The sequence below is a fragment of the Deltaproteobacteria bacterium genome (assembly GCA_016933965.1).
Lineage (GTDB): Bacteria > Desulfobacterota > Syntrophia > Syntrophales > UBA2210 > JAFGTS01.
The window spans coordinates 1-21,866 of sequence record JAFGTS010000054.1 but is presented as its reverse complement, the minus strand read 5'-3'; the positions used below and the strand labels follow the sequence as shown (position 1 = coordinate 21,866).

Sequence of the window (21,866 nt, the reverse complement as noted above, 5' to 3'; positions counted from 1 at the left end):
TTGTATCACCACCGAAGGGGGAGAGCAACAAGCCAGTGCAGCGGTATGTTTAATTCCCGCACTGATAATTTTGGGAATTTCGCAATAAAATAAGGATTATGGATTGGGAGAAAAGTGCCTGAGTATTCCCCTCACCCGCTCGATCTCTTTCTCCGTATCGACCTCTACGGAGTCGTACGCTGATTCAACCACCTTGATCCGGTAGCCGTGTTCAAGGGCACGAAGCTGTTCAAGGGCCTCGAGGTTTTCCAGGGTTCCCGTATCGAGCCGCGCGAAGGTCATGAGAAAGGATTTCCGGTAGGCGTAGATCCCGTGGTGCTTGTAGTAAACCGCCCGGCCGCCCGCATCGCGCTCACAGGGAATGGTCGAGCGGGAGAAATAGAGGGCGAAATGCTCCCTGTCGAAGACGACCTTGACGGCATTGGGATGATGTATTTCTTCGTCCCGCCTGATACGGTAGATGAGCGTGGCCATGGGTATCGAGGGGTCCTCGATGAGCGGTGCCGTCACCTCTCCTATCTGGTCCGGTTCGAACAGGGGCTGGTCTCCCTGAATATTGACGACGATATCGGTATCGTTGAGTCCCAGGGTCTCAACGGCCTCCGCGATCCGGTCCGTCCCGGAGCGATGGTGGGGTGATGTCATGACGGCACGGCCGCCGAACTCTCTGACACGGGCGAATATCCGCTCATCATCGGTCGCCACGGCGACGGTCGAAACACCGTCGAGGGACGCCGCCCGTTCATAGACATGCTGGATCATCGGCTTGCCGCAGATGTCGGCCAGCGGTTTGCCTTCGAAGCGCGATGACTGATAGCGCGCCGGTATGATGCAGACGATGCGGGCCATTTTCCTTCCTTTTATTGCGCCCCGCCGCCGTACCGCCGTACAGCAGGTTACAAAACGGAAACAGCCTTCCGGATCGCTTGTTTGATCGTGTTGAGCCGGTCCCCGGACATTTTCACAGGGACCCCCATGAAGAGGGTCCGGCCCATGATATCCTCGGCAAAGGGAATATCCTCGATCCGGTATGTCACGCTCCCCGTGTAGAGGGGGTTCGTATAGGGAAACTGTTTTGAATCCCCCGTGGCGCGGGCCAGCAGGTGGTCCCACCGCGGCGCGTAATGCCACTTGTTCTCCTTGAAAAGGACCGTATCGAGGCCGTTCTCGGAGAGGGTTTTCTGGAAGCGCGCCGTCTGCTCCGCCGTGGGCAGGTTGAATGCCAGGAACGTGGCCGTATCGCCGGCGGGGTCCGGGATATGGCGGAAACCGACACCCTCCACGTCACCCAGCATTTCTTTTACGGCGCTCTTGTTCTTCCGCTGTTCGCTGATGATGAAATCGAGTTTTCCGATCTGGGCGAGGCCGACGGCTCCCTGAAACTCGTTCATCCGGAAGTTGAAGCCCAGCAGGATCCTGTTTTCCTGGGCCCTGCTGACGGACGGGTCGTGCATATGACCGTGGTCGTGGTACCAGTCGGCGCGGTTGTAAAGATCGGTATCGTTCGTCAGGACCATGCCGCCTTCACCGGTGGTGATGGTCTTGTAATAATCGAAACTCAGTATTCCCATATCACCAAAGGTCCCGAGCTTCTTTCCGTTCAGGCCGCCGCCGATGCTCTGGGCGTTATCTTCGAGGACCAGCAGGTTGTGTTCTCTTGCTAGCTCCATGATCCGGTCGATCCGTGCCGGCGCGCCGCACATGTGGACGGGAATGACCGCCTTTGTCCGGGCGGTGATCTTCCTGCCGATCTCCTCCGGATCAAGGTTCAGGGAATCATCAATGTCCGCCCACACGGGGATCGCTCCCGCTTCTATGACGGCCTCGTAGGTGGCGATAAAGGTGAAGGCGGGAACGATGATCTCATCACCGGGTTCGATACCGAGGGCGATCAGTGCCACCTTCAATGCCGCCGAACCCGATGAAACCCCCAAGGTATGGCGCACGCCGAGAAAGGCCGCCACTGCCTTCTCGAATTCCTGCACCTTGTAAACACCCCTCCGTTCCTTGTCGAAACCGTATCGCATGAAAATACCCGTTTCAAGGATATCCATGACCTCCTGTTTCTCTTCCTTTCCGATCAATTCATGTCCAGGCATCGCTCGTTCCCCTTCACAAAATTTAATATGCTTCTCTGTACACGGCTATGGCATCCTTTTCGGTCATACGCCGCGGGTTGTTGTCCAGTGGTCGTTTTACGGTCATTGCCGTTTCGGCGAGTGCCGGAAATTCATCCTCGGAAATACCGAGCTTCGAGATGGTCGTATCGATACCGCAATCGCGGATCAGTTCCCGCACCGCCTCGACGGCCGCGTACGCCGCTCCGCGCCTCGACATCGTTCCCTTTGCGGCACCCATGACCCCGGCGATAACGGCGAACTTTTCAAGAGCGCCGGGAAGATTGTATTTCATCACGGGGGCCAGCAGTATCGTATTCGCCAGGCCATGGGGGACCCCGTATTTCCCGCCGAGGGGGTAGGAAAGGGAGTGGACCGCCGTCACGCCGGCGTTCGCCAGACCGATCCCCGCGTAAAGGCTTCCCAGGAGCATGTTCCCACGGGCATCCAGGTTTCCACCATTATGGACGCAGGTCCTCAGGTTCGAGGAGATCAGCTCGATCGCCTTGAGAGAGATCATCTCACTCATGGGACTGGCGTTGATCGAAGTATAGGACTCGATGGCGTGGCACAGGGCGTCCATTCCCGTCGTTGCCGTGACCGCGGCGGGCACGCTCAGTGTCAGCAGGGGGTCGAGGAGCGCCAGTTCCGGGTACAGGTAGGGACTGTTCATCCCCTCCTTTTTCTTCAGGTCACTCCGGATGAACACCGAGGTGAACGTCACCTCGCTGCCGGTGCCGGCCGTGGTGGGCACCATGATCTTCGGAAGACCCGGTCCCGGCACCTTGTTCAACCCCAGATAATCCTTTGCCTCACCGCCGTTCGATACGATCACCGCAGCCGCTTTCGCCACGTCAAGGGTGCTGCCGCCGCCGATGCCGACAAGGATGTCACACCCTTCATCGCGGCACAGGGCGGCACACTCATCGGCCAGGCCCAGCTCCGGCTCACCCGTGATCCTGTCAAAGAAGCCGAAGCTCATGTTCCCCGCCGAGAGAATCCCTTCCACCCGCTCGCGGAACCCCTCGCCGGAAAGATGACCGTCCAGAACCAGCATCGGCTTTCCCGACCCCTGCTCCCGGACCAGCTCGGGAAGCCGTTCAAGGGAACCGCTGCCGAAAACGATCATTTTCGCTCCCGTAAATGAGAAGATCCTGTTCATCGACCCAATCCTTTCATGTCCGTCAATGTTTTACCGGCCCGGTACACCTCGCCTGATCGCGTCAACCCGCCATCAGGGGATCCGGGAAAATTCGTCCTGATGATACACGGGAAGCGGCCGCAGGCTGTCACCGGTATCGAGGATCATGCCCCTGTCCGGGGAAACCAGTGTTCCGATCTTCGACGCCGGGATGCCGGCACCTGCCAGTTTATTAATAACGGCATCGGTCAAATGCGGGGCAACCGACATCAGCATCGAACCGGAGGCGAAGGTTCCCAGGGGATCAATCCCGTAGAACTCGCAGAGTTTCGCCGTTTCTTCACGCACCGGAATGGCATGATAGACGACCGTGCACCCCAGGCCGCTGGCCTTCGCCATTTCATAGATGCCCGTGCTGATACCGCCTTCGGTCGGGTCATGATAGGCATGGATCCCCCGGAAGCCTGCCAGGACCCGGGCTTCCTTCAAGACGCTGATGCCCGGGTCGTACAGAAATTGCCGGGCCCGTGCAAGAAAATCCCGTGAAAAATGCTTCGCCAGCTCGGCTTCCCGTTCCCGGGCGATGAGCGACGTTGCCTCGATGGCCGCCGATTTGGTCATGACCAGGTCATCACCGTTCCGCGCCTCCGAACTGGGCCGGAGCTCTGTCCTGCCCGCTTCCCCAAGCATCTGGCCGATGACGACGGGGTTTTTCACACCGGTCGTCACCTCCGTATGACCGCCGCAGTACACGATCTCCAGTTCCCTGCAGCTGTTCGATATCTGTGAAAAGATCAGTTCCAGCCCGCCATGGTCGGTTCCCTCGGGAACCAGTACCGTGGCGAGGAACCACCGGGGCATTCCCCCCATGGCGGCGATGTCGTTCGCATTGATGTTCACGACGTAATAACCCACCTGGTCGGTGGCGCAGGTTATCGGGTCGGTCTTCGCAATAAGATACCGGTCCCCCATGTCTATCACGGCGGCGTCCTCACCGATCCCGGACCCGACGACGACACGGCCGTTCCGGGCCGTATACCGGTCGAGCAGCTCGGAGAGAAATTCCGGATGGATCTTACCGATTGGAAGCGTGGAGTTCATGTTCCTCTTTTTTCCCCACCCAGCATCCTGGTCGCAAGATAATAAAACAGACCGGCCACAGCCATTGACGGCAGGGAGCCTCCCACGGACCACTTCATCCAGGCGATCACTTCAAAGGTGGCGAAACCCGCCGCCCAGGCGCACATGGCGGTGATGTTCACGCCACGGTAATACCAGTAGGCGCCGCCGGTCCGGTACAGATCGTCAAGGACAAGTTTCCTTTTTCGTATAACAAAATAATCAACGAGCACAACCCCGAAAAGGGGGACGAACATCGCCCCGATGAAGAGGAGGAAGTTCTCGTACTGGTCGATGGGAAAGAAGAGCGCCACGACGATCGAGAGGATGCCGGCGATCCACATGACCGTCTTCGGGCCCGCCCGGTCGGAAATGTTCATGATGGAGCAGGTGGCGGAATACACATCGGGAAAATCCGATGTGATCGTCGAAAAAATGACGAGTATCAATGCCGGCACGGCAAAGCCGATCTGCTCAAGGGTCCGCAGAATGAGTCCGCCCGGGTCGGTTTCACCCGTGGCCAGCGTCGCCACGAGACCCAGGACATACATCCAGGAGGATACAATGAAATAACCCCACCAGGTATTCCAGAACACGGTACCTTTCCGCGCCGAGAACCGGGAATAATCGGCCACCAGGGGCAGCCAGGAAATGGGCATGGCAATGACGAGATCGAGGCCGATCATGAAGGGCATGTCGCCGGGGCCGACCGTTCCGGCGGTCGGATAGAACCTTCCGAAAGAAACGAAACTCATCATCACGACGACCAGCATAAGGGCGATGACCGCCAGGGTCTGCATGATCTTCCAGATCGTTTTTCCCGTCAGAAGCGCCCAGAGGAGCGTGCCGAACCCGATCGTCACGATCCAGAACCGTGCGTCGGCGGGAACGCCGGGAATCGCCCCGGCAAGCGTGGTGCCCGCACGGCCCGCGATGATCAGCATGATGGCGGCCCAGCCGATGAGCTGTATGATGTTCAGAACCGCCGGCAGGTAGGAGCCCCTGATGCCGAAGGAGGGCCTGACGGATACCATGGACATGATACCGTGATCGGAACCGATAAGGCCGCCGAGGCCCATGAAGGTGTTTCCGATGACATGGCCGATGATTATGGCCGTCAGGCCGAGCCACAGGCCCATAGGAGCCAGAAACCCGCCCGCCCAGATCTCGGCAAGCGATATGGCGACACCGGCCCAGAGAAGAAAGAAATCAATGCCCCTGAGATTTCGCTCAGGGGCGCTCAGCGGTCTTATGTCCAGCATTGAACTTCCCTCTTTTTTCGACGATGTGTCTCTGAAGGCCGACATGCAAACACGTGTCGGACGCACTGAGCGGCATATCGCCTTTAAAAGAGAGCAAGTAACATATAACCATCTATAAATGCAATTGATATTGTCAGGACTGCCGTTCGCCGAAACAGATGACCCGCTGCTGAACAATGTCAGCCATGATCCTCAACCCCCGATCGCTGACGTCATAGACATGGATCACCTCCTGATACTGGGCCTGATCGGGCAGGAGCGATTCGAATATGTCGGGAACCCCCCTGAGCCAGTCCCTGTTGAAGAGGACATTATCATGCTCCGGGAAGAGCGCGACATAGAATATGCGGGTTTCCACCAGGTCCTGGAAAAAATGCGTTCCATAGGAGAGTTCCGGCATGAGATTTCCATCACTGTAGGCTATCTCGCCAAGCACATCGACCTGGTTGATCTCGGAAAAATTGACGGGAACCCCGAGAGAGGGGGTCGTTGAGCCCCACCGTCCGGGTCCCAGGAGCATGACGTGCAGTTCTTCCCTGTCGGTGACCTGGCGGTTCAACCTGCCGACGAGGCGGGCCACCTCGTATTTCCGGGTTAGTTGCAGTTTCGTGTATTCCGAGGGCTCGATGTAGATGATCCTCTGTATCCGCCGTGAGATACCGCCCCCGAAAAATCCTCCCTCCGACTCGAAGAAGATGCGCGCCGGCTCGATCTCCCGGGGCAGTTCGATGCGCTCTTCCAGCCCGATGGTCTGAAGGGGACGGCACTGAACGAGGTTTATCTTGAAATCATCGGTTTCGGTAAAATTCACGGTGAATTCTATATCCACAGGATACTCATATATCGCTTCGAGTTTGCGCATCATGGAACCCATGATCTTCGTGAAAGACGACGACGCGAGAAAATCATCAAAGGTGAGGATCCAGGCTTCCTGGTCCTTGATACCAAGGTCCCTGATCCGGCGGTTCGTTTCAAAATCCCTGACGGCAATGCGGTCGATCCTGACATCAACCTTCTGTCCCATGAGGGAAATAACTGAGAGGGTCTTCAGATCGTTCTCTTCGAGGTCCAGGACATCGACCTCCCGCTGAGAGTACTTTCGCGTGTCCTCCACGCCGCCATGCGGTCTCAGAAGTGGATGATCGAGAGCGACGATCCGGGGATAATCACCTTCCACGCGGTTCACCGCGCGGGTACCGAGACCGAAAACGATCCGGAGCATTCCCGCCTGCGGTTCCATGTCCCTGCTCCATACAAAGGTATTGTACGAGGCGCCGACGCCTCCGACATCGGGAAAGAAATATCTCTGATGGTATGAACCGGAAACGCGCTGGACCAGCAGGGCCATCTGTTCATCCGCTTCCTGCAGGCCCCGCTGAAGGCGGTATGAAAGGGCGTTCTCGTTCATGGTGCTGGCGTAGATCTCCCGAACGGCCTCTTCGAACTGTTCATAGCGTTCTTCCGGGGTTCCCCGGTTGACGCGGAAAATACTTTCGTACTTGCCGGCGAAGGCGTTGCCGAAAGAGTCCTCGAGCAGGCTGCTGGAGCGGATGATGATCGGGGACTGGCCGAAATAGTCCAGCATCCGCGTGAACTGCTCCTTGATCTCGTCGGGAAAGGTCCCGTGCCGCATCTTTTCCCTGAGGACCGAGGCAACGTTGAAATATCCCTCCCCTGTTTTCTGCTTCATCCTCAGGGGCCACCAGCCGTTCTGTACCAGGTAGGTATAATACACATCGGACCCGATATAGAATGAGTCATGCGGCTCCAGATGATCCGACCACCTGACGGCGCGGTCTTCGTCAAGGATCCTCCGTGCCAGGAGCATTCCCACGGTCTTACCGCCGATGTACCCCGTCCCCAGCAACCGTTTCCGTATTTCGATGAGGTCCTCAAGTGAAAAGTGTTCCTTGACGAGGATCGACATGCGCGGTTCCCGGGTGATCATGATCCGGCAGATATGATCGACCATTTCCTGCTTGCGTTCGGGTTCCCATGGTTTATCGAGTAACTCCTCCGCCTCCAGGAAAAGACGGTCCCAGTAATCGAGACGCCGGTCGGTCCGCTCCGATTTGAGCCGTGAAATATCGGAATACAGTTTCGCCGCGTCGACGCTGTCGATAATGGGAACGAACCGGTCATCCTCCTTTTTGTGGGGAAGGAACATGGTTGGCGAATAGCGTTTCCAGACCTTCAGTGGGTGCACGTAATAGGACCCTCCCATGCTGATCACATCGACGAGCACCTGCGTGGTCTCGCGGATGCGGGCAACCGTCTGGAACGAATGGCTCTCCCTGATGATCGCGAAATGGGCGATGGTATCCAGTTCGTAGAGATAGGGACAGGTAATGACGAAGAAATTCCCGATCATGAGGTCCGTCGCCCACGCCGACAGAAGGTTTGAAAGGCAGTCGAACACATAGTAGACACCGCGCCCCTCGCGGGTAATGATATTGTAGACCTCCGTCGAAAAGGATTCAAAACCGGCGGCCGCGTCGAGTTCGTAAATGACCCGGTTGTCTCCCGGCCTCAGGAGGGGCCGGTGGTCGGCAAAGCGCAGGTATACGAGCCTCTTGTTCTCGGCGGCGGCGCTCTCTATGAAGAACCGGATGAAGTACTCGTACTCATCCAGGCTGTCGACCTGCCATACCACGTTATCGCCGATCCTGAGGCCGTCAATGATAGCGTCCAGGCCTTTGAGGCCCGTGGTGACCCGTTCCGTGCTCTTCGTCTTTTCACGGCGGACCTTTTCGTGCTCCCGGGTCAGTATTTCCTGTTCCTCTTCGGCCTTCTGCCTGAGCCTGGCCGCCTGGGCCATCATGGAAGCGATGATGGTCAGCAGTCGCAGGTCCTCATTGAGGGATATCGTTTCATCGAATATCCTGTCAGCACTGAGGGTGCCGATCACTTCCTTCTGCAACCTGATGGGCACGCAGATAAAGGAGATATCCTTCTTGTCCAGGTTGGCGCGGGCGCCGGTGCGATCCAGGAACCGCGGTTCTTCAGAGATGCGGGGGACCACCATGGGACGGCCCGTTTCCACCACCTTGCCGACGACCCCCTCGCCGATGCGGTATCTCCCCCGCTTGATCTGTGCCTCGGAAAGCCCGTGGGCCGCTTCGATGAGAATATCACCCGATTCCCTGTTCAGGAGTGTTATGAATCCACGGTTCATACCCATGTTCCTGTCGAGGGCCGTAAGAATGGGGTTCCCGATCTCGCTCAGGTCCATGCTCTGTCCAAGAATGCGACTTATCTCCCAGAGAAGGGTGAGCTCCCTGTTCTCTCTGGTCGTGTTCGAGTTCTCCTTCATCAATACCCGCTCCTCACTTCCGATTTTTCACTGACGGCGTCCATCCCCGTTCTCAGGCGCGAACCGTGGTTCTCACCCGGCGGTTTTCATACCGGTCCTGCAATGGCTCCACATCAAAGCCCCGTTTTTTCATTGTCCTTATGGCGTTCACCATGGCCTCCGCTCCGGCGATGGTGGTGATCAGGGGAATGTTGCGGGAAACCGCGGTGCTTCTGATCCGCACTTCATCCCGGCGCGGCTTGGGTCCGCTCGGCGTGTTGATCAGCAGGTTCACGTCCCTGTTTTTCATGTAGTCCATGAGATTCGGCCGCCCTTCGTCGAGACGCGGGAGCCTGGTAACGGATATCCCCCGTGCCGCGAGCGTTTGTGCCGTCCCCGGTGTCGAAAGGATCTCAAATCCCAGGTCGGCGAATTGTTTCCCGATGGGAACGATCGCCATCTTATCATCATCCTTGACGCTGATGAAGACCTTGCCTCCCTCCGGCACCGGCTGGCCGGCCGCTATCTGGCTCTTCGCGTAGGCGATCCCCAGGTCCCGGTCAATGCCCATCACCTCACCGGTCGACTTCATTTCGGGACCCAGGAGCGTATCGACGCCGAAAAATCTCTTGAAGGGAAGCACTGATTCTTTCACCGAAAAATAGCGCGGTTCGGGATCCGCCGTGATCCCCTGCTCCCGGAGGGAAAGGCCGACCATGATCTTCGTGGCGATCTTCGCCAGAGGGACCCCCGTCGCCTTTGACACGAAGGGGACCGTCCGCGATGCCCGGGGATTCACCTCCAGGATGAAGAGCTCCGTTCCCTTCACGGCATACTGAATATTCAGAAGCCCTCTGACCCCCAGTTCAAGGGCCACCCTTCTCGTGGTGTCCCGGATCTCCGCGATCGTTTCATCCTTCAGCGAATAGACGGGGAGGACCATGGCGCTGTCCCCCGAGTGAACGCCGGCAAGTTCGATATGTTCCATCACACCCGCTACGATGACGTCCACACCGTCGGAGACGGCATCCACATCCACCTCGATGGCATCCTCAAGAAATTTATCCACCAGGATGGGATGGTCCGGCGAGGCCAGGAACGCTTCTTTTACGAATCCTTCAAGATCGGCCTGGTTCCAGACCACCACCATGGCCCGGCCGCCAAGGACATAGGAGGGTCGGATCAGGACCGGGTAGCCGATCTCATCGACGATCTCCTGGACCTCCGCCAGGGAACGGGCCGTTCCGCTCTGCGGCTGCCTGACCCCCAGGATATCGGCCATTTCCTTGAAGAGCTTGCGGTCCTCGGCCCGGTCGATCGCTTCGGGCGGTGTCCCCAGTATCCTGACCCCATGCCGGGCAAGGGGTATGGCCAGGTTCAGCGGTGTCTGCCCCCCGAGCTGCACGATGACACCCTCGGGCTGCTCCACCCGCACGATATTGAGAACATCTTCAAGGGTCAGGGGCTCGAAATAGAGCCTGTCCGATATATCGTAATCGGTCGAGACCGTTTCGGGATTGGAATTCACCATGATCGTCTCGTATCCCGCCTCCCGCAGGGCCATCGAGGCATGGACACAGCAGTAGTCGAATTCGATGCCCTGGCCGATCCGGTTCGGCCCTCCCCCGATGATCATGACCCGCCGCGAGGTCCCCCGACGGCTCTCGTCTTCTTCGGCGTAGGTCGAATAATAGTATGGCGTGTGGGCCTCGAATTCGGCGGCGCAGGTATCGACCAGCTTGTAGACGGGTGTTATTCCCATCTCTTCCCGGAGTCGTGCGATGTCCGCTTCATTGCGTCCCGTCAGGTCTCCGATCTGGTGATCGGAAAAACCGAAGCGCTTTGCCTTCTCCATGACCTCCGCGGGAATCCCCGGTTCATTTTTCAGAGACCCGAGGGCCCGCTCCATGGCGACGATATCGGCGATGTTCCGGAGAAACCAGGGATCGATAGCCGTGAGGTCGGCGATCCGGTCTTCGGAATATCCCCGCAGGAGGGCCTGCCGGATAAGGAGGAGCCGCCCCGGTGTCGGCCGGATCAGCCGTGCTTCAAGCTCCTTGTCATCCAGTTCACCGCCGATGGAACCGTCGAGTCCGTGAAGGCCGATCTCAAGGCCCCGCAGCGCTTTCTGAAGGGACTCCTTGAAGGTGCGACCGATCGCCATGGTCTCGCCCACGGATTTCATGGAGATGGTGAGGGTGTCGTCCACGCCGGGGAATTTTTCAAAGGCGAAACGGGGTATCTTGACGACACAGTAATCTATGGTAGGCTCGAAGGAAGCGGGTGTTTTCTTCGTTATATCGTTGGGTATCTCGTCAAGGCTGTACCCCACGGCCAGTTTCGCCGCTATCTTCGCGATGGGAAACCCCGTGGCTTTCGATGCCAGTGCCGATGAACGGGACACCCGGGGATTCATTTCGATCACCACCATCCGGCCTGTCTTCGGATGAATGGCGAACTGGATGTTCGACCCGCCCGTGGCGACGCCGATCTTCCTGATGACGGCGACGGCGGCGTTCCTCATGTGCTGGTACTCCCGGTCCGTCAGGGTCTGGGCCGGCGCCACCGTGATCGAATCCCCCGTGTGAACTCCCATGGGATCCAGATTTTCGATGGAACAGATGATCACCACGTTATCCTTCTGGTCCCGCATGACCTCAAGCTCGAATTCCTTCCAGCCCGCAACGGATTCTTCTATCAGTATCTCGCTGATCATGCTCTGCTCAATGCCCCAGGCCGCGAACTCCTCGAATTCTTCCATATTGTAAGCCAGGGCGCCGCCCGTACCTCCCAGGGTGAAGCTGGGGCGTATCACGACGGGCAGACCGATATCCCCGACCACGCGCCGGGCTTCGTCCATGTTCCGCGCGGCGGCGCTCCGGGGCAGATCGAGCCCGATCTCGGCCATTGCCGTTTTGAAGAGGTCCCGGTCCTCGGCCCGCTTGATCGCGAAAAGGTCGGCGCCGATCATTTCCACACCGTAGGCATCGAACACTCCCCGTTCGGCGGCCTCTACGGCGGTATTGAGGGCCGTTTGTCCCCCCAGGGTGGCCAGGACCGCCTGGGGCCGTTCTTTTTCTATTATCTTTTCGACCACATCGGCCGTGATCGGTTCGATGTAGGTCCGGTGGGCCATTTCAGGGTCCGTCATAATCGTGGCCGGGTTCGAATTGAGCAGGACCACCTCGAACCCCTCTTCGGCCAGCGCCTTGCAGGCCTGGGTTCCCGAATAATCAAATTCGCAGGCCTGACCGATGACGATGGGGCCCGACCCGATGATCAGGATTTTATGGATGTCCGTCCGTTTCGGCATGAATGCATCCTATTCCCATTCTATCGTTCCCGGGGGCTTGGAACTGATATCGTAGACGACACGATTGACCCCTTTCACCTCGTTTATGATCCGCGACGATATCCGCGACAGAACATCGGCGGGCAGCCTGACCCAGTCAGCCGTCATCCCATCCATGCTGGAAACGACCCGCAGGGCGACCACGTTGGCGTAGGTCCGCTCGTCCCCCATGACACCCACGCTCTTGACGGGCAGAAGGACGGCAAAGGACTGCCATATCTGATGATATTCCTCGTACCCCGCTATTTCCTCCTGAACGACCTGATCGGCATGCCGGAGGACGGCCAGTGATTCTTCCGTCACCTCGCCGATGATCCGGACGGCCAGCCCCGGTCCGGGAAAGGGCTGCCGGGTCAGCAGTTTTTCCGGAAGGCCCAGCTCCCTTCCGAGCCGTCGAACCTCGTCCTTGAAAAGCTCCCGAAGGGGTTCCAGCAGTTCAAAGCCCAGTTCTTTCGGAAGGCCTCCCACATTATGGTGGCTTTTGATCACCACCGACGGCCCGCCATGGGCGGACTGACTCTCTATCACGTCGGGGTAGAGGGTCCCTTGGGCAAGGAACCGGGCATTCTCACAGTTCTTCGCTTCCTCACGGAAGACATGGATGAAGGTCTCACCGATGATCTTGCGTTTTTTCTCCGGGTCGACCACTCCCTTCAGGGCGTCGAGGAACCGTCCCGCCGCGTGGGCCACCGTCAGGCGAAGGGGGTATTCGTGCCGGAAGATCTCTTCTATCTCACTGATCTCTCCACTCCTGAGAAGGCCGTTATCCACGAATATGGCCGTCATTCTGTCACCCACGGCACGGTTGAGCAGGGCCGCAACGACGGCGGAATCGACACCGCCGGACAAAGCACAGATGACGCCGGCATCACCGACGCGATTCCGAATGTTCCTCACGGCCTCTTCGATGAAACTGCTCATGGTCCAGCCGCCGGAACACCCGGCAATGCGGTAAAGGAAGTTCCGGATGATTTCCTTTCCTTTCGGCGTATGAATCACCTCGGGGTGGAACTGGACGCCGTACCGCCGCCGCCGGTCGTCTCCCATGGCAGCCACAGGGCATCCCCCGGTCCTGGCAAGGACCCGGTACCCGTCGGGCACGACGATGACACGGTCGCCGTGACTCATCCAGACGTCGATGCGAAATTCCATGCCCGCGAAGAGGGATCGCATATCGGTGATCTCTATCGAGGCAGGACCGTATTCGCCGCTGAGCCCCTTTTCGACGATGCCGCCCTGAAGCTTCGCCATGAGCTGCATGCCGTAACAGATTCCCAGAATGGGAATATCGAGCTCAAGGATCCGGGCGTCCATGGAGGGGGCATTCCCGGCGAGGACCGACGAGGGTCCGCCGGAAAGAATGATCGCCGCGGGGGCCATCCCTTCGATCGCTTCCCTTGAAATCGAATGGTCGACGATCTCGCAGTACACGCCGAGCTCCCGGATACGCCGGGCAATGAGCTGGGCATACTGAGAGCCGAAGTCAAAAACGGCTACTTTCTCTCTCATTTCCTTCATTCCCGTGGTGGATCGTTCTTCATCATCTTCACAAAATCCTGGAACAGGTAGCGCGCGTCGTGAGGACCGGGACCCGCTTCCGGGTGGAACTGTACGGAAAACAGGGGGAGCTCGCGGTGCCGCATCCCTTCCAGGGTGTTGTCGTTCAGGTTCATGTGGGTGATCTCGATCGCTTCTGTATCGAGTGACTCGATATCAACACAGAACCCGTGGTTCTGAACCGTAATGTGGATCCGTCCCGTTCGCAGGTCCTTCACGGGGTGGTTACTTCCGTGATGGCCGAACTTCAGCTTGTAAGTGGTACCGCCCAGGGCCTGTCCCAGGAGCTGGTGCCCCAGGCAGATACCGAAGATCGGGACCCGCTTTTCCCCGATGAGCCGGCGGAGCGTCTCCACGGCATAGCGGACCGCCGCGGGGTCGCCGGGACCGTTCGACAAAAGGACACCGTGCGGCTGGAGCGCGAGGACATCTTCCGCCGTCGTGCCGGCCGGCACCACCAGGACGTGACAGCCCACGCGGTGAAGCTCCCGCAGGATGCTCTCCTTGGCCCCGAAATCGAGAAGGACGACGCGCAGCCCGCCCTGCCGCGGCACCTCGTACGGCGCGGGACAGGTCACTTCAATGGCCAGGTCCCGCCCCACCAGTCCAGGGGACCTTCTGACCTTTGCAACAAGAGATTCCCTGTCGGTGTCGAGTGTCGAAACACCGGCCCTCATGGCGCCGGCCTCCCGGATGTGCCTCGTCAGCGCCCGTGTATCGATCCCCTGGATCCCGGGAATGCCCCGTTCCTTGAGATACGAATCGAGGTCTTTCTCAGAACGATGATTGCTGGGCCGCTCGCAGAGCTCGCCCACGAGAAATCCTTCGAGATGGATCGCCCGCGATTCGGTATCGTCGCTGTTCACCCCGTAATTCCCGATCAACGGATAGGTCATGGCGACGATCTGTCCCCGGTAGGAGGGGTCCGTCAGGATTTCCTGGTAACCCGTCATCCCCGTATTGAAAACCACTTCGCCGAAGCGTTCGCCGGGCGCACCGAAGGCCTCTCCCGTAAATATCCTTCCGTCCTCAAGGGCAAGCAATGCTTTCATGTTCTTCGATCACCGTCACGAAGGGGGTCCGGATCATCCCCCCATTATTTTTCTGCCGTCCACCCATCCACCGGCGTCAAGGTCAAGGAGTCCCAGATCCGAAAGCTGCCGGCGGGACACTGGCGACGGGGCCTCGCTGAGCGGGCAGAAGGCCTTCCGGTTCTTCGGAAAGGCGATGACCTCCCGGATCGAGTCGGTCCCCAGGATCATCGAAACGACCCGGTCCATACCAAGGGCGATCCCCCCGTGGGGGGGTGCTCCGTATTCCAGGGCCCGCAGGAAAAAGCCGAACCGTTCTTCCACCTCATCTTCGGGAAGCCCCAGGCAACGAAAAATGGCGCGCTGGAGACGGGCATCATGGATGCGCATGCTTCCGCCGCCCAGTTCCTCACCGTTCACCACCAGATCGTAGGAGCGTGACTTCAGGGACAGGAGGTCCGCCTCATCACCGGGATCGAAATCATCACGGTCGGGGGCCGTAAAGGGGTGGTGATTGGACGTCAATTTTCCCCGGCTCCTGGTGAAGAGGGGAAAATCCGTGACCCACAGGGGCCTGTACACACCGGAAGGAATGAGCCCGAGGCGGTCGGCCAGGTGCAGCCGCAGTTGTCCCAGCGCGCCGACGACAATTTTGTAGGATGTGTCCGCTATCATGATGATAACGTCACCGTCGGCGGCATTGAACCGCTCCATCAGCGCCGCCCGTTCCCCGTCACTGAAAAAATGAACGATATTCGACTCGGGCGCGCCGCCGGCTATTTTCATCCAGGTCATACCGGCAGCCCCGAAGGATGGAACGATTACTTTCGCGTATTCGTTCTGAAGAACGTTCTTGCTCAGGTTGCCGGCCTGTCCTTTCACGTTGATCCCCTTGATATGCCCTCCCCCGCGGAGGATTTCACGGAAGATCCCGTATGACGTACCGCTGAAAATATCCGAGGCTTCCACAAATTGCATGTCGAAGCGCGTGTCGGGGCGATCCGTCCCCATCCGGTCCATCGCCTCATGCCAGGTCATCCGCGGAAAGGGACGCGTAAGTTCGATCCCCTTTTCCCCGAACATGGCCTGAACCAGGGCCTCCACCGTGTCCCTGATGAAGGATTCATCAATGAATGACGCCTCCATGTCAAGCTGGGTGAACTCGGGCTGCCGGTTCGGGCGGAGGTCTTCGTCACGGAAACAGCGGGCGAACTGATAGTACCGCTCGAGCCCGCCCACCATGAGCAGTTGTTTGAAGAGCTGGGGCGACTGGGGCAGGGCGAAGAACCGCCGCGGATATATCCGGCTGGGAACCAGGTAATCCCTCGCACCCTCCGGGGTGCTCTTCGTGAGCATGGGCGTCTCTATTTCAACAAAACCAAGGTCGTCCAGGACGGCACGGGCCTTTCCGAACACCCGGTGACGGAACATGAGGTTTTCCTGCATGCTGGGCCGCCGCAGGTCGAGATACCGGTATGCCAGCCGCATGTCCTCCGTGACCGCCTCCGCCGGAGCCGCCGCTGCACCGGCGACCATCGCCTTTTCCGAAATGGCGAAGGGTATCGGCTTCGATGTATTGAGAATAACGAGTTCATCCGCGGCTACTTCCACCGTACCCGTCGGAATATGGGGGTTTTCCGTTCCCTGTTCCCGCCTGACCACCCGTCCCGTGACGGACAGGCAGAACTCCACCCGCAGTGAATCGGCGAGCCTCATCACCGTTTCCGGAGTATGCCGGGGATCGAAGACGACCTGTACAATGCCGCTCCTGTCCCGCAGATGTATGAACAGCACATCGCCGTGGTCCCTCAGGGCATCGACCCAGCCCGTCAGGAACACCCGGCGTTCCGCATCCCTATCACACAGAACCCCGCAGAGGGTTCGCTCCTTATCTGTCATGATCTGAACATCCTTTCTCGATCAGGAGAAGAAACATCAGCGGTCCGCCTTGCAATTCACGGAGAATTGGTCTTTTTCGAAATGCACGGGCACGGCCGTCGGATATGCTCCGGTAAAACAGGCCGTGCACTGGAAATGACCGTCCGGGACTGCCTCAAGCATCCCCTCGACGGAGAGATAGGCCAGGGAATCCGCCTCAATGTACCGGCGGGTGTCTTCAACGCAGTGGGATGAGGCGATGAGCTCACCCCGGCTCGATATATCGATCCCGTAATAACAGGGAGAAATGATGGGCGGTGAACTGACCCGCACGTGAACCTCGGAAGCCCCGGCATTTCGAATGATGCGTACCAGCTGTTTCAATGTCGTTCCTCGCACGATGGAATCTTCGACGACAACGACCCGCCTGTCCCTCACAACACCCGGCACGGGATTGAATTTCACCCGCACGTCCAGCTCCCGGGCCTTCTGATGGGGAGCGATGAAGGTCCGACCCACATAGTGACTTCTGATCAGACCGATCTCAAAGGGGATGCCGGATCTGTGAGCATATCCAAGGGCTGCCGTATTTGCCGAGTCGGGAATCGCTATGACGATATCGGCCTCGCAGGCCGCCTCTTCCGCAAGCTTCTTCCCAAGTCTTCTCCGTGCCTTGTCAACCTTCTCACCGAAGATAAGGCTGTCAGGTCTTGAAAAATATATATATTCAAAAACGCAGTACGATCTTTTCCCTTCAGTGGTCATCATCCGTGATGTAACTCCCTCCCTGTCGATGACCACCACCTCTCCCGGTTCGATACTCCGGATATAGCGCGCCCCGATGATATCAAACGCACAGGATTCCGAGGCCACGACGAAAGCGCTTCCCGCCTGCCCCAGGCATAGCGGTCTGAATCCGTGCGGGTCACGGGCGGCTATCAATTTCTCTGGGGTCAGAAACACAAAACAATACGCCCCGTCAAGGTATGAAAGGGCATCCATGACGACATCCTCGACGGTATCCTTTTCCGAGCGCGCGATGAGGTGCAGGACGATCTCACTGTCGGCGGTGGTCTGAAATATCGACCCCCGGCCTTCGAGCATGGTCCTGAGTTCCAGTGAATTCACCAGGTTGCCGTTGTGTGCCGCCGCTATCTGGTTACCCTTATACCGAACCATGATCGGCTGGGCGTTGAGCAGGTCCGATGAACCCGTCGTGGAATACCGGGTGTGCCCGATGGCTGCCGTTCCCCGGAGACGCGGCATGATGCGGGGGTCGGAGAAAACGGACCAGACCAGCCCCATACCCCGGTGAACCGTCATTTCTTTTCCCGCGGATACGGCGATCCCGGCGCTCTCCTGTCCCCGGTGCTGCAGGGAAAAGAGCCCGAGATAGGTTTTCTCGGCAGCCGCGGCATCGCCGTATATCCCGAAAACGCCGCAACATTCGCGGGGGCGGTCGGCCCTGACTTTTTCACAATACACGTAAGACCTCCTGCTCTTTATAGACGATCCCGATGCCCCTCAGGCGCGCCACCGCTTCCTCAAGGCGCTCATCGGGAACGGTCAGGCTCATCCTGACAAAGCCCTCGCCCTGTTTCCCGAATCCGGTCCCGGGCGTACAGACGATCCCGGCCTCTCGTAACAGGTGGGTGCAGAACCCCATCGAATCGTATCCCGCGGGAATGGGGGCCCACACATAAAAGGTCGAGGGCGGAAGAGGCACGTCCCATCCCGCACCGGCAAGGCCGGACACGAAAAGGTTACGCCGCTTTTCAAAAACGGCACCTATTCGGAGAACGTCATCACCGCACTCTTCGAGGGCGGTCACGGCCGCTTCCTGCAGGGGGATGAATATCCCCGAGTCGAGGTTCGTTTTCACTTTCGCCAGGGCGCCGATCGCGCCAGCGTTCCCCACGGCAAAGCCGACACGCCAGCCCGGCATGCAGAACGTCTTTGAAAGTGAATGAAACTCGACACAGACGTCCTTTCCACCATCAATTTCGAGAAAGCTCACGGACCGGGCACCGTCAAAGGTGATCTCCGAGTAGGCCATATCGTGACAGATCAGAAGTCCCCGGTCACGGGCGAAGCGGGCCGCCTCCTCGAAGGATGTCCGGTCAGCCAGGACCGCCGTCGGGTTCGAGGGATAATTGAGCCACATCATCCGCGTTCGCGGCGAGACCATCCCCTCAAGATCTGCAACGGCGGGAAGATAGCTGTTCTCCCTTCTCAGCGGGAAGTAGCGCGGTATCGCCCCCGCGAGGACGGCACCGGCCGCATAAACGGGATAACCGGGATCGGGGATAAGGACCTCGTCTCCCGGATCGACCTGTGACAGGTAGATATGGCCGATGCCCTCCTTCGACCCGATCAGGGGAAGCACCTCCCTGTCCGGATCGACGGGGACCCCGAACCGGTGTTCGAACCACTCGGAAAAAGCCCTTCTCAAGCGCGGCAGTCCCGCGTAGGACGAGTAGTGATGAGCACCGTCCTTCCTCACCCCGCGGATCAGGGCGTCAATCACCGGCTCCGGCGGGCTCAGGTCCGGATCACCGATACCGAGATCTATCACGTCTATGCCGGCGGCCAGGGCCTCCTGTTTGATATCATCGATGCGGGCGAACAGATAGGGAGGCAATTCCCGGATACGTGCCGCCGGCATGTACTGTTCCATCAGTATTCTCCATCTTTCAATATTTCGCCGTGAAACACCCAGTCGACATCGCCGGAGAGCCAGATATTGCTGAAGCAGAACCCGTCCTTCATGAAGCTCACGTCAAGCACGCCACCCGGCATTTCAACGGCTATCGGCAAATCACCGGCATCACCGAACAGATGGGCCGCGATCGCCGAAGCAACGGCCCCTGTTCCACAGGCCATGGTCTCTCCTTCAACGCCCCGCTCGTAGGTACGCACGCGGATATGGTTCGGCGCGACGACCTGAAGCAGGTCCACATTGGTCCCCGCCGGTTCGAAGAGCCGGTGGAACCTGACGCTCCGGCCCAGGTCGTGGACGGTCTTCGCCGGCAGGTCCGCCACGGAATCGAAAAAGATGACGGCGTGGGGAACACCCAGATGAACGGGATAGGCAAGATATCTCCCCACTTCGGTCTCAACCGAGAGGGGGTCCATCATTTCCGCCAGGTCCGGCAACCTGATACATGCCTTGCGTCCTTCCACCCGGGCCCGGATGATACCGGCCAGGGTTGAGATCGCAAGGGTTGATCCCGTGATCTCCCGTTCCACGGCGAACCTGGCCGCACAGCGCACCCCGTTTCCGCACATTTCCGCCTCGCTTCCGTCGGCGTTGAAGATGCGCAACGACAGGTCCGCATCCCGCGACGGCCCGATGATGAGGAGACCGTCGGCGCCGACAGAGACGCGGCGGCGGCACCACCGTATCGCACAGTCACGCCAGTTTGCCTTCAGGGTTTCACGGCTGTTGTCAACAATGATAAAGTCGTTTCCATGCCCGGACATCTTGAATATTTCAACGGGCCCCTGCATTTCCTGAGAACAGGCCATGGCGTTCTCCCCCGAAAAAGGATTTTTGACGCTCATCTCCCGCAAAGGGCAGACGAAACCTTGACACAGAACAGAGCAATTATGATGCCAGTATGCGAAAAAATCCTATCATCCCGGTATTATTGTCTTATTTCGTTTTCTTTCAGGACCTTTCCGCCGTGTTCATATTTTGAGGCTACATTTTTGTAGGATGAACCTGCCAAACCTACAAACCGGTTCCAAAAAACCCGCCCGGCATGGATCACTGAACGAGGCCGCCGCTTCATTTCCGTAGGACTCCCTATGAAGTCGTCGCCCTTGTTGCAGGGCCGGCAATTTGCATGTATATAGGGCACAAACATCATTAAAGGCAGGATGGACGGTATGAGCAAACAGTACGATCCACGGATGCATTCGGCCGAGCATATCCTGAACCGGACAATGGTCAGGATGTTCGGCACGGGGCGCTCTTTCAGCGCCCATATCGAGAAGAAAAAATCCAAGTGCGACTACTATTTCGACCGGCCCCTGACGGACGGGGAGATCCTGCGGATCGTTGAAACGGTCAGGGAGATCATCGATGCCGACCTCCCCGTCACGGAAGAATTTCTGTCTCCCGACGAGGCGCAGGAACTCTATAACCTGGAAAAACTGCCCGATGACGCCGGTGAACGGCTCAGGATCGTTCGAATCGGTGATTACGACGCCTGCCCCTGCATCGGCCCCCATGTAAAGACAACAAAAGAGATCGGGGTTTTCAGGATCATCTCCACGTCACACGCCGACGGGGTCCTGCGGATCAGGTTCAAGTTGGATGAGTAAGTGCCTCAGAACGTCGCCGACACCGATATGGACCCGTACGTCTGCGGATCCTCCTGGGTCTTGAATTCCTTCGTCTGGTACACGTATGCATAGGTGATCTTGAACCGGTCGAGGATCATTCCGGCACCGCCGACCAGGTCGGCGACGAAGTATTCCTTGTCAACGCTGTGGCTGTCGCGGAAGGTATTACCGTCAAGCAGGATGTTTCTCAGAACGGCCCTTCCATCAACGGCAAAAAAGAGGTGTATGCCGAACCGGTGGAAGAAGTCCAGGAATCGCGGATCACTACTGTCGATGGGCGCGTTGCTGTCCGAACCGGGCCTGATGAGAAAGGTCCCGAAATCATTCGGCAGGTTCCAGCCGAACCGCACTTCGCTACCCGCATCGGCCCCGACAAACATATTGCCGGCGCCAAACCCCAGATGGGGAATGAGATCACATCCGAACCCTCCCCGGCTTTTTTTGAACAGCTTCCATTTCCGCTCGAAAAAAAGATTCACCACGGGTTCATCGTGAAGCTGGTGCTTCCATCCCCGGGGCTCTTTCTCCTCTATCCACTGATGAATGAGCATTTGAAAGTCTTCCGCGTAGGAGTGCCTTCCCACGATGCCGGCATCGATCTCAAAGGTATTCATCACCTGCTCGTTCCTGCTGTGAAGACCGACGGCGAGATAGGCAATACCCGCATAGGGGCGGTCATCCTTTACCAGGTCGGTCCGGGAGATATCTTCCGGGGTATAGATGTTCTGCCCCAGTGAAATGGAAACCGACCGCTGATAGCCCGGTTC

General features: G+C 58.5%; 15 protein-coding genes. 1 reads left to right on the top strand and 14 read right to left on the bottom strand.

Features of this window, described 5'->3' with window-relative positions; genetic code table 11:
• Positions 1-96 precede the first annotated feature (96 nt).
• From kdsB to JXO48_12570, 13 genes are all read right to left on the bottom strand, one after another.
• The gene (gene kdsB / locus JXO48_12630; GenBank protein ID MBN2284725.1) at positions 97-849 is read right to left on the bottom strand and encodes a 3-deoxy-manno-octulosonate cytidylyltransferase; all 753 of its coding nucleotides are present in this window, start codon (positions 847-849) and stop codon (positions 97-99) included.
• Between the two features lie 47 nt (positions 850-896).
• A complete protein-coding gene (locus JXO48_12625; GenBank protein ID MBN2284724.1) occupies positions 897-2,099 on the bottom strand; it encodes a DegT/DnrJ/EryC1/StrS family aminotransferase in 1,203 nt (400 codons plus the stop codon).
• Positions 2,100-2,121: 22 nt separating this feature from the next.
• On the bottom strand, positions 2,122-3,279 hold the full coding sequence (locus JXO48_12620) for an iron-containing alcohol dehydrogenase (protein MBN2284723.1): 1,158 nt from the start codon (positions 3,277-3,279) through the stop codon (positions 2,122-2,124).
• A 72-nt stretch (positions 3,280-3,351) separates the two neighbouring features.
• Positions 3,352-4,359, bottom strand: a complete 1,008-nt coding sequence (locus tag JXO48_12615; GenBank protein MBN2284722.1) for an AIR synthase family protein — start codon at positions 4,357-4,359, stop codon at positions 3,352-3,354.
• Positions 4,356-5,639 (bottom strand): putative hydroxymethylpyrimidine transporter CytX, encoded by a 1,284-nt coding sequence (cytX, locus tag JXO48_12610; GenBank protein MBN2284721.1) that lies wholly within the window; start codon positions 5,637-5,639, stop codon positions 4,356-4,358. The genes JXO48_12615 and cytX overlap by 4 nt, the downstream gene beginning before the upstream one ends.
• Positions 5,640-5,772: 133 nt before the next feature.
• A complete protein-coding gene (locus tag JXO48_12605; protein ID MBN2284720.1) occupies positions 5,773-8,952 on the bottom strand; it encodes a GAF domain-containing protein in 3,180 nt (1,059 codons plus the stop codon).
• A 52-nt stretch (positions 8,953-9,004) separates the two neighbouring features.
• A complete protein-coding gene (carB, locus tag JXO48_12600) occupies positions 9,005-12,244 on the bottom strand; it encodes a carbamoyl-phosphate synthase large subunit (GenBank protein MBN2284719.1) in 3,240 nt (1,079 codons plus the stop codon).
• A gap of 9 nt (positions 12,245-12,253) precedes the next feature.
• Complete coding sequence (gene guaA / locus JXO48_12595; GenBank protein ID MBN2284718.1) at positions 12,254-13,801, bottom strand: glutamine-hydrolyzing GMP synthase; 1,548 nt, start codon at positions 13,799-13,801, stop codon at positions 12,254-12,256.
• Positions 13,798-14,892 carry a glutamine-hydrolyzing carbamoyl-phosphate synthase small subunit gene (gene carA, locus JXO48_12590; GenBank protein ID MBN2284717.1) on the bottom strand — a complete coding sequence of 365 codons (1,095 nt, stop codon included), beginning with the start codon at positions 14,890-14,892 and terminating at the stop codon, positions 13,798-13,800. Before carA ends, guaA begins: the two co-directional genes overlap by 4 nt.
• Positions 14,893-14,925: 33 nt before the next feature.
• Positions 14,926-16,770, bottom strand: coding sequence for an aspartate--tRNA ligase (gene aspS / locus JXO48_12585; GenBank protein ID MBN2284716.1), 1,845 nt, complete (start codon positions 16,768-16,770; stop codon positions 14,926-14,928).
• A gap of 36 nt (positions 16,771-16,806) precedes the next feature.
• Complete coding sequence (locus tag JXO48_12580; GenBank protein ID MBN2284715.1) at positions 16,807-18,234, bottom strand: amidophosphoribosyltransferase; 1,428 nt, start codon at positions 18,232-18,234, stop codon at positions 16,807-16,809.
• Positions 18,224-19,414: an LL-diaminopimelate aminotransferase gene (locus JXO48_12575; protein MBN2284714.1), complete on the bottom strand. Its 1,191-nt coding sequence runs from the start codon at positions 19,412-19,414 to the stop codon at positions 18,224-18,226. The genes JXO48_12580 and JXO48_12575 overlap by 11 nt, the downstream gene beginning before the upstream one ends.
• Positions 19,415-19,425: 11 nt before the next feature.
• The gene (locus JXO48_12570; GenBank protein MBN2284713.1) at positions 19,426-20,277 is read right to left on the bottom strand and encodes a diaminopimelate epimerase; all 852 of its coding nucleotides are present in this window, start codon (positions 20,275-20,277) and stop codon (positions 19,426-19,428) included.
• Between the two features lie 363 nt (positions 20,278-20,640).
• On the opposite strand from JXO48_12570, the gene JXO48_12565 reads away from it, so the two are divergent.
• Complete coding sequence (locus JXO48_12565; protein ID MBN2284712.1) at positions 20,641-21,078, top strand: hypothetical protein; 438 nt, start codon at positions 20,641-20,643, stop codon at positions 21,076-21,078.
• A gap of 5 nt (positions 21,079-21,083) precedes the next feature.
• Here JXO48_12565 and JXO48_12560 read toward each other — a convergent pair.
• A partial coding sequence (locus JXO48_12560; protein ID MBN2284711.1) for a lipid A deacylase LpxR family protein occupies positions 21,084-21,866 on the bottom strand: 783 nt, incomplete at its 5' end.